Source organism: Curvibacter sp. GW821-FHT01G03 (genome assembly GCF_059422285.1).
In genome coordinates this window covers 175,215-188,705 of sequence record NZ_JBWKWP010000001.1, presented here as the reverse complement: position 1 = coordinate 188,705, position 13,491 = coordinate 175,215, and the positions used below count along the sequence as shown (strand labels likewise).

Sequence of the window (13,491 nt, the reverse complement as noted above, 5' to 3'; positions counted from 1 at the left end):
GGGTGCAGCGGAAAAGTCAGGGATTCCAGTGAAGGAAGTTGTGGTAGAGCGTCAGGCCGTGGCTTGCACTCTTTTCGGGGTGGAACTGGGTCGCAAAAATATTATCGCGGGCAATGGCTGCGGTAAAGCGCCCGCCGTAGTCCGCTTCGCCCACACTGTGGCGCCCGTCGGACGGACGCGCATAGAAACTGTGCACGAAATAGAAATAACTGTTGTCAGGCACGTCGGCCCACAAAACGTGCGGCTGGGTCTGGGCGACCTGATTCCAGCCCATCTGCGGGACCTTGAAGCGACTGCCATCAGGCTGCAAACGACCGGCGAGGTCGAATTTGACCACCTCACCGTGGATCAGTCCCAGGCCAGGCGTGTCCCCCTCGGCGCTGTGGTCCAGCAGCATCTGCATGCCCACACACACGCCGAACATCGGCTTGGTGGCGGCGGCCTCCAGCACAGACTCGAGCAGGCCCGATTCGCGCAGTTCGCGCATGCAGTCGGGCATGGCCCCCTGGCCAGGCAGCACCACGCGGGTGGCGGCACGCACCTCTTCGGGGCGCGAGGTGATGATCACCTTCACACCCGAGCGGTCGGCTGCAGCCTGGACGGCCTGTGACACCGAGCGCAGATTGCCCATGCCGTAGTCGACCACGGCCACGGTATTAGCGACTGGATTCATGACTCAATTTCTTTGACAAGGAGAGGGTGGCAGCATTTCAGTGCCGCAACCGGGTCATCACATCAGAGCGAACCCTTGGTGGACGGGATCACGCCAGCCGAGCGGGGATCCAGCTCGAGTGCCGACCGCACAGCCCGGGCAAACGCCTTGAATATCGTTTCACACTGATGATGGGCATTGACACCCTTGAGGTTATCAATGTGCAGGGTCACGCCAGCATGGTTGACAAAACCCTGGAAAAACTCAAATGCCAGTTGCGTATCGAAAGCACCGATCATGCCACTGGTGAACTTCACGTCCATGTGCAGGCCAGGCCGCCCCGAAAAATCAACCACCACCCGCGACAAGGCTTCATCCAGGGGGACGTAGGCATGGCCGTAGCGGCGAATGCCTTTTTTATCACCCACCGCACGGGCGAAGGCCTGGCCCAGGGTGATGCCCACATCCTCCACGGTGTGGTGGCCGTCGATGTGCAGATCGCCACCACAATCGATGTCGAGGTCGATCAGGCCGTGTCGGGCGATCTGGTCGAGCATGTGATCAAAAAAGCCGATGCCGGTGTTGAGCTTGGACAGACCCGACCCGTCCAGGTTGACGCGCGCACGGATGCGCGTCTCGGCGGTGTTGCGGGTGACTTCGGCGGTGCGCTCGCAAGAAGCGGCAGGGACAAGTGCGGAGGAGGTCATAGAGAGGCCTGAAAAGCCGCCAGCATGCGTGCGTTGTCGTCGGCAGAGCCGACCGTCAGGCGCAGGCAGTTGGCCAGCAAAGGATGCATTTTAGAAACGTTCTTGATCAGCACGCCGAGGGAGCGCATGCCTTCGAAGGTCTTGAGCGCATCGGGCACGCGCACCAGGATCATGTTGGCATCGCTGTCCCAAGCCTTGACCCCGGGCCATGCGCGCAAGGCCGACAGCAACAGGCCGCGCTCGCGGCGCAGTGTGGCGGCCTGCTCGGCAAAGACCTCGGCATGTTCAAGAGCGAACAGCGCGCACTCGCAGTTGAGCACGCTGATGTTGTAGGGCGGGCGCACTTTGTCGATTTCAGCGATCAGCTCGGCCCGCCCCATCATGTAGCCCAAACGGATACCGGCCAGGCCAAACTTGCTCAGGGTGCGCATCAACAGCACATGGTCATTGGCCTCAGGGTGCGCCGTGATCTCACTGAGCCAGCTGTGGCTGGCAAAGGGTTGGTAGGCCTCGTCCATGACCACCAGACCGCCCTGCGCGCCCACCGCCGCGATCAGCCGGCGGATGGTTTCGACGTCCCAGAGGTTGGCCGTGGGGTTGTTGGGGTAGGCCAGGTAGGTGATGGCCGGCCGGTGCTCCGCAATGGCCGCCAGCATGGCGGCCTCGTCGAGTTCGAAATCGGCCGTCAGCGGCACACCGACAAAACGCAATCCCTGCAACTGGGCGCTCATGGCGTACATCACAAAGCCGGGCAGGGGCGCCAGGATGGTCGCGCCGGGCACGTCGCAGGCCAGGGCCAGCAAAGAGATCAGCTCGTCCGAGCCATTGCCCAACATCAGGGCATGGCCCTCGGGCAGGCCGGCGTGGCGGCCCAAGGCTGCCTTCAGATCATTGACGCGATCACCCGGGTAGCGATTGACGGCCAGGCTGCCCAGCCGCTGCCCCAGCGCGGCCTGCAGTGGTTCGGGCAGGCTGAACGGGTTCTCCATGGCATCCAGCTTGAGCTGGCCGCGTGCGTCCTGCACTGCATAGGCGTGCATGGACTGCACATCCTGACGGATGTTGGCCAGAGCGCGAACGAGGTGGGGGGTATTTGAGGTCATGGGGTCAGGCGCGGGGCGTTTTGAGCCGCATCTCAGCAGCCTGGGCGTGGGCCTGCAGCCCTTCGCCGTAGGCCAGTTCGGCCGCGATCAGGCCCAGGGTCTGGGCACCGGCTTCACTCACTTCGATCAGGCTGCTGCGCTTCTGGAAGTCGTACACGCCCAGGGGTGAGCTGAAGCGGGCCGTGCCACTGGTCGGCAGCACATGGTTTGGCCCGGCGCAATAGTCGCCCAGCGACTCACTGGTGTAGGCCCCCAGGAAGATGGCACCGGCGTGCTTGAGCATGGGCTCCCAACGGTGCGGTTCTCGACTGGACACTTCCAGGTGCTCGGGCGCGATTCGGTTGCTGATGGCACAGGCCTCTTCCATGCTGCGGGTGTGGATCAGGGCACCGCGATCGCTCAGCGACTTGGCGATGATCGCCGCGCGTGGCATGGTGGGCAGCAGGCGATCGATCTCGCGCTGGACGGCCTCGATGTAGGCCGCATCGGGGCACAACAGGATGCTTTGGGCCAATTCGTCGTGTTCGGCCTGGCTGAACAGGTCCATGGCCACCCAGTCGGCGGGCGTGCTGCCATCGGCCAGCACCAGGATTTCACTGGGGCCGGCGATCATGTCGATGCCCACGGTGCCGAACACCCGCTTCTTGGCACTGGCCACATAGGCATTGCCCGGGCCCGTGATCTTGTCGACCTTCGGCACCGTGGCCGTGCCATACGCCAGCGCAGCCACGGCCTGGGCTCCCCCGAGGGTGAAAGCCCGGGTGACGCCCGCCACATAGGCGGCTGCCAGCACCAGCGGGTTCTTTTCGCCCTTGGGCGTGGGCACCACCATGATGATCTCGCCCACGCCGGCCACATGGGCCGGGATGGCGTTCATCAGCACGCTAGAGGGGTAGGCCGCCTTGCCACCGGGCACATAGATGCCCACACGGTCCAGCGGAGTGACCTTCTGGCCTAGCAGAGTGCCTTCTTCATCACGGTAGCTCCAGCTTTCGCCCGAGGCCTTTTTCTGCGCCTCGTGGTAGCTGCGTACGCGACGGGCCGCCTGCTCCAGCGCCTGGCGCTGGACTTCGGGCAGGCCATCAAAAGCGTCCTTCAGTTCAGCCTGGGTCAACTCCAGGGCCGCCATGTCGGTCACGCTCAGGCCGTCGAAACGCTGGGTGTACTCGATCACGGCGGCGTCACCACGCTGCTGCACGTCGGCCAGGATGTCGGCCACGCGCTGTTCGATGGCCGCATCGGTGTCGGCAGACCAGTGCAAGCGGGCCTTGAAGTCAGCCTCGAAAGAGGCCGATTCGGTCGACAGGCGAAGGGGGGCGGCTTGCAGGGTCATGGCGAGGGGCTCCGGGACGAGGGGTTCTTCTTCAAAGGATCAGTCGGCTTTCACGGCACCGGCAAAGGCGTCGATGATGCGGCGGATGGGGGCTTGCTTGAGCTTGAGTGCCGCCTGGTTGACCACCAGACGCGAGCTGATGTCCATGATGCGCTCCACCTCCACCAGGTGGTTGGCCTTCAGGGTGCTGCCGGTGGACACCAGATCGACGATGGCGTCAGCCAGGCCCGTGAGCGGCGCCAGTTCCATGCTGCCATAGAGCTTGATCAGATCGACGTGAACGCCCTTGGTGGCAAAGAAGTCACGGGCAATCGAGGTGTACTTGGTGGCCACACGCAGGCGCGAGCCCTGCTTGACGACGCCCGCGTAATCGAAATCGGCCCGCACGGCCACACTCATGCGGCAGCGCGCGATGCGCAGGTCCAGCGGCTGGTACAGGCCCTGGCCGCCGTGCTCGATGAGGGTGTCCTTGCCGGTCACGCCGAGGTCGGCGCCGCCGTACTCGACATAGGTGGGCACATCGGTGGCACGCACCAGCACCACGCGAACATCGGGCTGGTTGGTGGGCAGGATCAGCTTGCGGGATTTTTCAGGGTCTTCGGTGACCTCGATGCCGGCGGCTGCGAGCAGCGGCAGCGTTTCGTCAAAGATGCGGCCTTTGGAGAGGGCGAGCGTAATCATGTGTCTGGTCTTTCCCCGGGGTCAGCGGATTCGTTCGATGTCGGCACCCAGGCCGCGCAGTTTTTCTTCCATGCGATCGTAGCCACGGTCGAGGTGGTAGATGCGGTCCACCACGGTCTCGCCCTCGGCCACCAGACCGGCAATCACCAGGCTGGCCGAAGCGCGCAGATCCGTGGCCATGACCTGGGCCCCCGACAGGCGCGGTACGCCCTCGATGATCGCCACCTTGCCATCGGTCTGGATGTGGGCGCCCAGTCGGACCAGTTCGTCCACGTGCATGAAGCGGTTCTCAAAAATCGTCTCAGTCACCCGCGACACACCGCCCGAGACGCAGTTCAGCGCCATGAACTGCGCCTGCATGTCGGTCGGGAAGCCCGGGTACTCGGTGGTGCGAAAGCTCTGGGCCTTGCAGTAGCTGGCCGCAGGCCCTGGGGCCTGGACGCGGATGCCGCCCTCATGGGCCGTGACCGAGGCACCCGCCTGGATCAGCTTCTCGATCACCGCGTCAAGGTGCTCGGCACGGCCATGGCGCAGGAACACATCGCCGCCCGTGGCCGCCACGGCACACAAAAAGGTACCGGCCTCAATGCGGTCGGCCACCACCGCGTGACGCGCACCGTGCAGACGCGGAACGCCCTGAATGCTGATGCGGCTGCTGCCATGGCCTTCGATGCGGGCACCCATGGCGATCAGCATCTCGGCCAGGTCCTGGATCTCGGGCTCCTGGGCGGCGTTTTCAAGCACCGTCTCGCCCTCGGCCAAGGTGGCGGCCATGAGGAAATTCTCGGTGCCGGTGACGGTCACCATGTCGGTGGTGATGCGGGCGCCCTTCAACCGGGTCTGACCTGCGGGCAGGCGGGCCACCATGTAGCCATGCTCGACCTGGATGTCGGCCCCCATGGCCTGCAGGCCCTTGATGTGCTGATCCACCGGACGCGACCCGATCGCACACCCGCCAGGCAAGGACACCCGGGCACGACCGAAGCGGGCCAGCAAAGGGCCCAGCGCGAGCACCGAGGCCCGCATGGTCTTGACCAGTTCGTAAGGTGCCTCAGGCTGGGTGAGCGCGGAGGCGTCCAGACGCACCGTGCCCTGCTCGCTCTGCTCGGCCAGCACGCCCATGTGGCGAATGAGCTTGAGCATGGTTGCCACGTCCTGCAGGCGGGGCACGTTGTCCAGGGTGACAGGCTCCTCGGTCAGCAAGGCGGCGCACAGTTCGGGCAAGGCCGCGTTCTTGGCACCGGATACAAGGGCTTCACCATTCAGGGAACGGCCGCCGCGGATGAGGAGTTTGTCCATCAGGGGTTGAAAGGGTCAGAGGGCGTGAGCTTGGCTCCAGAGCACCGGCGGTGGTGTCCAGGCGCTCAGCGCGGCTGGGCAGCCCACTCCGCGGGCGTGAAGGTCTTCATGGACAAGGCGTGGACCTCGTCGGTGCGTATTTTCTCACCGAGCGTGGCATAGACCCGCTGATGGCGCTGGATTGCGCGCTTGCCTTCGAACTCGGCCGACACGATGGTGGCGTACCAATGGCGGCCGTCGCCCTCGACCACGAGGTGGTCGCAATTCAGGCCGGCGGCAATGATTGTTTGAAGATCGTCAGAAGTCATGGTGGGAGGCAAATGGGTTGGAGACAAGGCCCCGGACAACCCGTGGGCGCGGGCCGTCAGGATGCGGCTCAGCTGCGAATCTTGTAACCAGTGCGCAGCAGGTGCAGTGCAATGCCACAGATGACCAGCCAGGCACTGCCGACGAGGGCCAGACTGAGCCAGGGCGACACATCACTGACCCCGAAGAATCCGTAACGGAAGCCGTCGATCATGTAGAAAAACGGGTTCAGATGGCTGACCTGCTGCCAGAACGGAGGCAGCGAATGGATCGAATAGAACACGCCTGACAGAAAGGTCATGGGCATGATCACGAAGTTCTGGAATGCGGCCATCTGATCGAATTTCTCGGCCCACAGTCCGGCGATCAGACCCAGCGCGCCGAGCATCGAGGCGCCCAGCGCCGCAAACACGACGATCCAAAGCGGCGCCACGAAACCCGGCAAGGCAAACACCGAGGTGACGATCAAAACCCCCAGGCCCACCACCAGGCCGCGCACCATCGAGGAGCCGACATAGGCCACAAACCAGGCACGGTGCGACAGCGGGGTCAGCAGCAAAAACACCAGATTGCCCATGATCTTGCTCTGGATCAGCGAGGAAGAGCTGTTGGCAAAGGCGTTCTGCAGCACGCTCATCATCACCAGCCCCGGGATCAGAAAGGCGGTGTACGACACCCCCTCATGCACCTGGACGCGCTCATCAAGGACATGGCCGAACACCATCAGGTACAGCACGGCCGTGAGCACCGGCGCGGCCACCGTCTGGAAGCTGACCTTCCAGAAGCGCAGCACTTCTTTGTAGAGCAGGGTTTGCCAGCCGTTCATGCTGCCACCTCCTGCGCGGTCTGGCGGCTGCCCGCCATGACGCTGATGAAGACATCCTCCAGGTCGGCCTTGCGCACCTCGATATCCTCGACCACCAGACCCGACTCCCGCACCAGGGCCAGGCTGCGCTCGATGTCAGCGGCATCGTGCACCGCCAACTGGACGATGCGCCCGGTGACCCGGGCCTGCGCCTGCAAAGAGGCCGGCAACTCGCCATCCACCTTGAAACGCAGCACATTGCCCGAGGCCCGGCTCAGCAGCTCGGAGGTGCGCTCCAGGGCCACCACCCGGCCTTGCTTGAGCATGGCCAGGCGCCCGCACAGGGCTTCGGCTTCGTCGAGGTAGTGGGTGGTCAGCAAAACGGTGTGGCCCTGCTTGTTGAGGCGGGCAATGAACTGCCACAGGGTCTGACGCAATTCCACGTCGACGCCGGCAGTGGGCTCATCGAGCACGATGATGGGGGGCCGATGCACCAGGGCCTGGGCCACCAGCACACGGCGTTTCATGCCACCCGATAGCTGGCGCATGTTCGACTTGGCCTTGTCGGCCAGGCCCAGACTCTCCAGCAGTTCATCGATCCAGGCATCGTTGTTCTTCACACCGAAATAGCCCGATTGGATTTTCAGTGACTCACGCACCGAGAAGAACGGATCGAACACCAGTTCCTGGGGCACGATGCCCAGGCGACGCCGGGCTTCAGCGTAGTCGACCTGAACATCTGCCCCCTGCACCAGCACTCGCCCCGAGCTGGCACGAGCGAGCCCCGCAAGAATGCTGATCAAGGTGGTCTTGCCCGCGCCGTTGGGGCCGAGCAGGCCGAAGAATTCCCCTTCTTCGATGTCGAAGCTGACATCGTTCAAGGCCTGGAAAGGCCCGCGGGGGGTGGAGAAGGTCTTGGAGACCGATTGGAATGAGACTGCAGGCATGGAGTACTTGGGATTTTAAGCCCAGGGCTCGCAACGCTGTTTCCTGAGACCTGCGGCCCCGACAAGACGCAGGGTCATGCCATGCTGAATTCAGGCGGCCGGCAGCAGTTCGCCGACGCCGTAAAGCTGGGCCAGCGTGGCCAGCCGAGGGTGCAGCCCCTGCACCGCAAAGGTCTTGCCCAGGGCCAGCGCCTCGCGCCGGCAACCCAGCAGCACCGCCAAGGCTGAAGAATCAAACACGGTGGTGGCCGAGGCATCAGCCACCACCTGCGGTTCGGCATGCCGCCGCAGGGTTTGCACCAGCATGCCCAGGCAAGCCCCGGCCTGGGCGTGAGTCAATTCGGCAGGCAGGACCAGCACCATCAGCCCTTCTTGGCGTTGTTGGCCTTGTTGCGCTCAGTCAGGGTGGCGATCAGGCCGTCGATGCCCTTGGCATTGATTTCCTGGGCAAACTGACTGCGGTAGGTCTCAACCAGCCACACCCCCATCACATTGAGGTTGTAGATCTTCCAGCCAGCACCCACGCCAGGGGTCTTCTCGAGGCGGTAATCGAGCTGGATCGGGTCCCCCTTGCCACGCACCTCGCTGCGCACCACGACATCGGTATCGTCAGCTGCCGCGCGCAGGGGCTTGATGGAAATGGACTGGTCAGACACCTGCGCCAGCGCGCCCGAATAGGTGCGCACCAGCAAGGTCTTGAACTCTTCCTGCAGACGGGCCTTCTGCTCGGCCGAGGCCTGGCGCCAGGCTGGGCCCACCGCAGCAGCCGTCATGCGCGGGAAGTTCACATTCGGCATGATCTTGGTGTCGACCAGCGCCACCAGCTTGGCCGTGTCGCCGCCTTGAATGGCCTTGTCGGTCTTGATGGTGTCGAGCACGTCAGTGGACAGTTGCTTGATCAGCGCATCCGGAGCTTCGTCGGCAGCCAGGGCGGTCAGAGGAAGTGCCAGGGACAGGGCACCGGCCGCGGCCACCAGCCATGCGCCAAGAGTACGTCGTTGCATAGAAATCCTTTCAAAGCGGCATCAGCCACGGAGTGATAACGGTTCAGACCCGGCGGCGGACGACAAACGGTCCGCGCACCCGGTCAACCTCACGGAAGCGGTTCGGGTGGCAGCGCGCCATCATCCTCATCGGGACGGCCCCGGCCATGCAGGCGTTCGTTGTCGCGCAGTTGCAGGTAGACGTCACGGGTGAAGGAGTATTTGTCCAGGGCCGCCTCGTCGAGCACACGGCTGGCCCCCAGCAGATTGGAGCGGATCGACACCACGCGCAGGGCGTAAAGCGAGTTGCGAGTGGGCACGTGGTCGATGTGCGTCACGACGTCACCCTTCCAGATGATCGGCAGGGCCACGGTGTCGCGCAAGGTGGACGGGCCCAGGATGGGCAGCACGATGTACGGCCCGGTGGGCACGCCATAGCGCGCCAGGGTTTGCCCGAAATCCTGCTTGTGCTGTTCGATCTGCATCTCGCTGGCGATGTCCAGCGTGCCCCCCAGCCCAAAGATCGTGTTGAAGCCAAAGCGCAAAGCCGTGTCGGCCGAACCCTTCAAATCGAGCTGCAACACGTTGTTGACGAAGGACCAGACTTCACCGAGGTTGGAGAAGAAGTTGTTCACCCCCGTGCGCACCAGCGAAGGGGTGACCTCCCGGTAGGCGGTGGCCACCGGCTTGAACACCGCGCTGTCCACGGCATCGTTGAAGCGCGACATGTCGCGGTTGAAGGGCTCCAGCGGGTCACGCGGGTTTTTGCCCGGGCCGGTGGCACAGCCAGCCAGCACGGCCAAGATCACCGCAGCCATGGCCATGCGCAGCCATCCTCCAGCGCGGTTCAAATTCATATTTTTAGGATCGTCACTCATTTTTACTTTTTAGCTCCGTTGGCCGGCGTTGAAGGGCCGTCTGCAGCCTTGCTGTACAAGAACTGGCTGATCAGGTTCTCCAGGACCACGGCCGATTGCGTCGTTCCGATCTTGTCGCCCGGTGCCAGGTTCTTCTCGTCAGCGCCCGCCTCGATTCCGATGTACTGCTCGCCCAACAGGCCAGCCGTCAAAATCTTCAACGAGCTGTCCTTGGGGAAGGCATAGCGATTTTCCAGGGCCAAGGCCACCTGGGCCTGGAAGGACTTGTCGTCGAAAACAATCGACTCCACGCGACCGACCACCACCCCTGCGCTCTTGACAGCGGCTTTGGGCTTGAGCCCGCCAATATTGTCGAACTTCGCAGTGACCCTGTAGGTGGACTGGAAATTCAGGCTCAGCAGATTGGCCGACTGCAGTGCCAGAAACACCACCGCACCCAGGCCCAGCAGAACGAACAGACCTACCCAGATATCATTTTTGGAGCGTTGCACAACACTCTCCTTTGCTACGTCGAGGGTCGGCCAGACAGCCAACCCGGTTGAATCTCAAACACTGAACATCAGTGCGGTCAGGATGAAGTCCAGGCCCAACACGGCCAGCGATGCCACGACCACGGTACGGGTGGTGGCACGCGACACCCCTTCGGGCGTGGGCATGGCCTCAAAGCCCTGCAGCAGGGCCGTGAAGGTCACGGTGAAACCAAACACCACGCTCTTGATCACGCCATTGCCCACATCGGACCACACATCGACCCCGCCCTGCATCTGACTCCAGAACGAGCCCGAATCGACCCCGATCAGAGGCACTGCAATCACCCAGCCACCGATCACGCCCACAGCACTGAACACTGCGGTGAGCAAGGGCAAGGTGATGACGCCCGCCCAGAAACGCGGCGCCAGAATGCGGCGCACCGGATCGACTGCCATCATTTCCATGGCACTGAGTTGCTCGCCGGCCTTCATCAGGCCGATCTCTGCCGTGAGCGAGGTGCCGGCGCGCCCGGCAAACAGCAAGGCCGTGACCACGGGCCCCAGTTCGCGCACCAGAGACAGCGTGACCAACTGACCCAGGGCTTCGGACGACCCGTAGCGCTGCAAGATGTTGAAGCCCTGCAGACCCAGCACAAAGCCGATGAACAGGCCGGACACCGCAATGATGGCCAGGGAATAGTTGCCCAGGAAATGAATCTGATCGCGCACCAGACTGAAACGACGCATGCAGGCGCCAAAGTCCATTACCAGGCGGGCAAACAGACGGGCGCCGTGGCCGATCGCAGCCAGTTGCCGGCGCGTGGCCAGCCCGACATCGGAAGGGTTGAACCAGCTCATGCCCTGCCCCCCTGGCCTGGGCCAAAGTCATCGGCCACGCTGGGGCCCGGGTAGTGGAAACGCACCGGCCCCTCAGGCAGGGCATTGACGAACTGGTGCACCAGCGGATCGTCGCTGTGTCGCACCTCATCAGGTGTGCCCTGGGCCACGATGCGGCCATTGGCCAGCACGATGACCTTGTCGGCAATGTGGAAGGTCTCGTCAAGATCGTGCGAAACAATGATGCTGGTCAGGCCCATGGCGTCGTTGAGCTCGCGGATCAGGCGCGCGGCCGTGCCCAGCGAGATCGGGTCCAGTCCTGCAAAAGGCTCGTCATACATGACCAACTCCGGGTCAAGCACGATGGCGCGCGCCAGGGCGACGCGCCGAGCCATGCCGCCCGAGACTTCGCTCGGCATCAGATCACGGGCGCCGCGCAAGCCCACGGCATTGAGCTTCATCAGCACGATGTCGCGAATCAGGGCTTCAGGCATGTCGGTGTGTTCACGCAGGGGGAAGGCCACGTTGTCGAACACGCTGGAGTCGGTGAACAGCGCCCCGAACTGGAACAACATGCCCATGCGGCGACGCACCTTGTACAGCCCCGCCAGATCGAGCTGCGCCACGTTCTGGCCATCAAAGCTCACCTCGCCGGCCTGGGGCCGAACCTGGCCACCGATCAGGCGCAGCACGGTGGTCTTGCCGCCGCCTGAGGCGCCCATCAAGGCCGTGACTTTGCCACGTGGAATGGTCAGCGAAACGCCGTCCAGAATGACACGCTCCCCATACCCGAAGGTCAGGTCGCGCAATTCGACTAAAGAAGGGGTAGGTGTTGAGGACATGAAGCAAAAACGCCGGACGGGGCCCGGCGGTTCTGAATCATAAAGGATCCGGGTGAACACTTGGTCAAGCCCGGATTGACCCTCAGATACAACAACGCTCCCACCAGGGGAGCGTTGTTGATTCACCTCTTGTGAATGAGGCTGGTCAGCCTGACGATCAGCGTGGCAGGTCGCTGAAGCCCATCAAGAACTCATCCACGGCGCGAGCGGCCTGGCGCCCTTCGCGGATGGCCCAGACCACCAGCGACTGGCCGCGGCGAATGTCGCCTGCAGCGAAAACCTTGGCCACGTTGGTGGCGTAACCGCCGGTGAACTCGGTGCTGGCCTTGGCGTTGCCACGGGCGTCCTTGTCGACACCGAAACCGTCCAGGATGGTGGCCACCGGGTTCACGAAGCCCATGGCGAGCAGGACCAGATCAGCCTTGTACTCTTTCTCGGTGCCCGGAATCTCGACCAGCTTGCCGTCCTTGAACTCGACATGCACCGTCTTCAGGCCGGTGACCTTGCCCTTGTCACCGATGAACTCCTTGGTGGAGATGGCGAACTCACGGGTGCAGCCTTCGTCGTGGCTGGAGCTGGTGCGCAGCTTCAGCGGCCAGTAAGGCCAGGTCAGCGGACGGTTTTCCACTTCGGGCGGCTGGGGCATGACCTCGAACTGGGTCACGCTGGCCGCGCCGTGGCGGTTGCTGGTGCCCACGCAGTCGCTGCCGGTGTCACCGCCACCGATCACGATGACATGCTTGCCCTCGGCGCGCAGTTGGCCCTTGAGTTTGTCGCCCGCATTGACCTTGTTCTGCTGGGGCAGGAATTCCATCGCGAAATGGATGCCGTCCAGGTCACGACCCGGCACGGGCAGATCGCGAGACTGCTCAGAGCCGCCGGTCAGCAGCACAGCATCAAAATCCTTCTTGAGCTGCTCGGGGCTGATGGTTTCCTTGGCCCAGTTGGTCACCTTGGAACCTTCGGGCATCTTGCCCACCAGCACGCTGGTGCGGAGGGTCACGCCTTCGGCCTCCAGTTGCTTGGCGCGGCGGTCGATGTGCGACTTTTCCATCTTGAAGTCAGGAATGCCATAGCGCAGCAAGCCGCCGATGCGGTCGTTCTTTTCGAACAGGGTCACATCGTGGCCGGCGCGTGCCAGTTGCTGGGCGGCGGCCATGCCGGCGGGGCCAGAGCCCACGACAGCCACTTTCTTGCCCGTCTTGTGCTTGGCCGGACGGGGCTGCACCCATCCCTCGGCCCAGGCGCGGTCGATGATCGCGTGCTCGATCGACTTGATGCCCACGGCGTCGTCGTTCACATTCAGCGTGCAAGCAGCTTCGCAAGGCGCCGGGCAGATGCGGCCCGTGAACTCAGGGAAGTTGTTGGTGCTGTGCAGCACTTCGATGGCGTTCTGCCAATCGCCGCGGTACACGAGGTCGTTGAAGTCCGGAATGATGTTGTTGACCGGACAGCCGTTGTTGCAGAACGGTGTGCCGCAATCCATGCAGCGTGCACCCTGCACCTTGGCTTGCGACTCGTCCAGGCCGACGACGAATTCCTTGTAATGCTTCAGGCGCTCGGCAACGGGCTTGTAGCCCTCTTCGATGCGCTCAAATTCCATGAAGCCAGTGACTTTTCCCATGATGTCTGAGTCCTTGATTCGTGT

At 63.4% G+C, this 13,491-nt stretch carries 16 protein-coding genes; all 16 read right to left on the bottom strand.

Translation table 11 applies throughout. The features are described from left to right. Window positions 1–16: 16 nt before the first annotated feature. A complete protein-coding gene (gene hisH / locus AC07VS_RS00850) occupies window positions 17–673 on the bottom strand; it encodes an imidazole glycerol phosphate synthase subunit HisH (protein WP_492347284.1) in 657 nt (218 codons plus the stop codon). Window positions 674–735: 62 nt separating this feature from the next. Then, window positions 736–1,359 carry an imidazoleglycerol-phosphate dehydratase HisB gene (gene hisB, locus AC07VS_RS00845; RefSeq protein ID WP_019576132.1) on the bottom strand — a complete coding sequence of 208 codons (624 nt, stop codon included), beginning with the start codon at window positions 1,357–1,359 and terminating at the stop codon, window positions 736–738. After that, window positions 1,356–2,462, bottom strand: a complete 1,107-nt coding sequence (gene hisC, locus AC07VS_RS00840; protein WP_494749968.1) for a histidinol-phosphate transaminase — start codon at window positions 2,460–2,462, stop codon at window positions 1,356–1,358. The genes hisB and hisC overlap by 4 nt, the downstream gene beginning before the upstream one ends. Window positions 2,463–2,466: 4 nt before the next feature. After that, window positions 2,467–3,795, bottom strand: coding sequence for a histidinol dehydrogenase (hisD, locus tag AC07VS_RS00835; protein ID WP_494749967.1), 1,329 nt, complete (start codon window positions 3,793–3,795; stop codon window positions 2,467–2,469). A 39-nt stretch (window positions 3,796–3,834) separates the two neighbouring features. Further along, a complete protein-coding gene (gene hisG, locus AC07VS_RS00830) occupies window positions 3,835–4,476 on the bottom strand; it encodes an ATP phosphoribosyltransferase (protein ID WP_019576135.1) in 642 nt (213 codons plus the stop codon). Window positions 4,477–4,497: 21 nt separating this feature from the next. Continuing rightward, window positions 4,498–5,775, bottom strand: a complete 1,278-nt coding sequence (gene murA / locus AC07VS_RS00825; protein WP_494749966.1) for a UDP-N-acetylglucosamine 1-carboxyvinyltransferase — start codon at window positions 5,773–5,775, stop codon at window positions 4,498–4,500. A 65-nt stretch (window positions 5,776–5,840) separates the two neighbouring features. Beyond that, on the bottom strand, window positions 5,841–6,083 hold the full coding sequence (locus tag AC07VS_RS00820) for a BolA family protein (protein WP_492347288.1): 243 nt from the start codon (window positions 6,081–6,083) through the stop codon (window positions 5,841–5,843). A 68-nt stretch (window positions 6,084–6,151) separates the two neighbouring features. Next, window positions 6,152–6,907, bottom strand: coding sequence for an ABC transporter permease (locus AC07VS_RS00815; protein WP_494656619.1), 756 nt, complete (start codon window positions 6,905–6,907; stop codon window positions 6,152–6,154). After that, on the bottom strand, window positions 6,904–7,833 hold the full coding sequence (locus AC07VS_RS00810; protein ID WP_492347290.1) for an ABC transporter ATP-binding protein: 930 nt from the start codon (window positions 7,831–7,833) through the stop codon (window positions 6,904–6,906). The genes AC07VS_RS00815 and AC07VS_RS00810 overlap by 4 nt, the downstream gene beginning before the upstream one ends. A gap of 90 nt (window positions 7,834–7,923) precedes the next feature. Beyond that, window positions 7,924–8,193, bottom strand: a complete 270-nt coding sequence (locus AC07VS_RS00805; protein WP_492347444.1) for an STAS domain-containing protein — start codon at window positions 8,191–8,193, stop codon at window positions 7,924–7,926. Window positions 8,194–8,195: 2 nt separating this feature from the next. Then, window positions 8,196–8,837, bottom strand: a complete 642-nt coding sequence (locus AC07VS_RS00800; protein WP_492347291.1) for an MlaC/ttg2D family ABC transporter substrate-binding protein — start codon at window positions 8,835–8,837, stop codon at window positions 8,196–8,198. Between the two features lie 89 nt (window positions 8,838–8,926). Then, the gene (locus tag AC07VS_RS00795) at window positions 8,927–9,673 is read right to left on the bottom strand and encodes an MlaA family lipoprotein (protein WP_494656618.1); all 747 of its coding nucleotides are present in this window, start codon (window positions 9,671–9,673) and stop codon (window positions 8,927–8,929) included. A gap of 23 nt (window positions 9,674–9,696) precedes the next feature. Further along, the gene (mlaD, locus tag AC07VS_RS00790) at window positions 9,697–10,185 is read right to left on the bottom strand and encodes an outer membrane lipid asymmetry maintenance protein MlaD (protein WP_492347445.1); all 489 of its coding nucleotides are present in this window, start codon (window positions 10,183–10,185) and stop codon (window positions 9,697–9,699) included. A 54-nt stretch (window positions 10,186–10,239) separates the two neighbouring features. Beyond that, window positions 10,240–11,022, bottom strand: a complete 783-nt coding sequence (gene mlaE / locus AC07VS_RS00785; protein ID WP_492347293.1) for a lipid asymmetry maintenance ABC transporter permease subunit MlaE — start codon at window positions 11,020–11,022, stop codon at window positions 10,240–10,242. Beyond that, complete coding sequence (locus tag AC07VS_RS00780; RefSeq protein ID WP_492347294.1) at window positions 11,019–11,843, bottom strand: ABC transporter ATP-binding protein; 825 nt, start codon at window positions 11,841–11,843, stop codon at window positions 11,019–11,021. The genes mlaE and AC07VS_RS00780 overlap by 4 nt, the downstream gene beginning before the upstream one ends. A gap of 157 nt (window positions 11,844–12,000) precedes the next feature. Next, on the bottom strand, window positions 12,001–13,467 hold the full coding sequence (locus AC07VS_RS00775) for a glutamate synthase subunit beta (protein WP_492347295.1): 1,467 nt from the start codon (window positions 13,465–13,467) through the stop codon (window positions 12,001–12,003). Between the last annotated feature and the right edge of the window lie 24 nt (window positions 13,468–13,491).

Excerpts from the sequence above, each read along its gene's own strand:
- hisH (WP_492347284.1), bottom strand. The coding sequence starts at position 673 with ATGAATCCAGTCGCTAATACCGTGGCCGTGGTCGACTACGGCATGGGC.
- hisB (WP_019576132.1), bottom strand. The coding sequence starts at position 1,359 with ATGACCTCCTCCGCACTTGTCCCTGCCGCTTCTTGCGAGCGCACCGCC.
- hisC (WP_494749968.1), bottom strand. The coding sequence starts at position 2,462 with ATGACCTCAAATACCCCCCACCTCGTTCGCGCTCTGGCCAACATCCGT.
- hisD (WP_494749967.1), bottom strand. The coding sequence starts at position 3,795 with ATGACCCTGCAAGCCGCCCCCCTTCGCCTGTCGACCGAATCGGCCTCT.
- hisG (WP_019576135.1), bottom strand. The coding sequence starts at position 4,476 with ATGATTACGCTCGCCCTCTCCAAAGGCCGCATCTTTGACGAAACGCTG.
- murA (WP_494749966.1), bottom strand. The coding sequence starts at position 5,775 with ATGGACAAACTCCTCATCCGCGGCGGCCGTTCCCTGAATGGTGAAGCC.
- AC07VS_RS00820 (WP_492347288.1), bottom strand. The coding sequence starts at position 6,083 with ATGACTTCTGACGATCTTCAAACAATCATTGCCGCCGGCCTGAATTGC.
- AC07VS_RS00815 (WP_494656619.1), bottom strand. The coding sequence starts at position 6,907 with ATGAACGGCTGGCAAACCCTGCTCTACAAAGAAGTGCTGCGCTTCTGG.
- AC07VS_RS00810 (WP_492347290.1), bottom strand. The coding sequence starts at position 7,833 with ATGCCTGCAGTCTCATTCCAATCGGTCTCCAAGACCTTCTCCACCCCC.
- AC07VS_RS00800 (WP_492347291.1), bottom strand. The coding sequence starts at position 8,837 with ATGCAACGACGTACTCTTGGCGCATGGCTGGTGGCCGCGGCCGGTGCC.
- AC07VS_RS00795 (WP_494656618.1), bottom strand. The coding sequence starts at position 9,673 with ATGAATTTGAACCGCGCTGGAGGATGGCTGCGCATGGCCATGGCTGCG.
- mlaE (WP_492347293.1), bottom strand. The coding sequence starts at position 11,022 with ATGAGCTGGTTCAACCCTTCCGATGTCGGGCTGGCCACGCGCCGGCAA.
- AC07VS_RS00780 (WP_492347294.1), bottom strand. The coding sequence starts at position 11,843 with ATGTCCTCAACACCTACCCCTTCTTTAGTCGAATTGCGCGACCTGACC.
- AC07VS_RS00775 (WP_492347295.1), bottom strand. The coding sequence starts at position 13,467 with ATGGGAAAAGTCACTGGCTTCATGGAATTTGAGCGCATCGAAGAGGGC.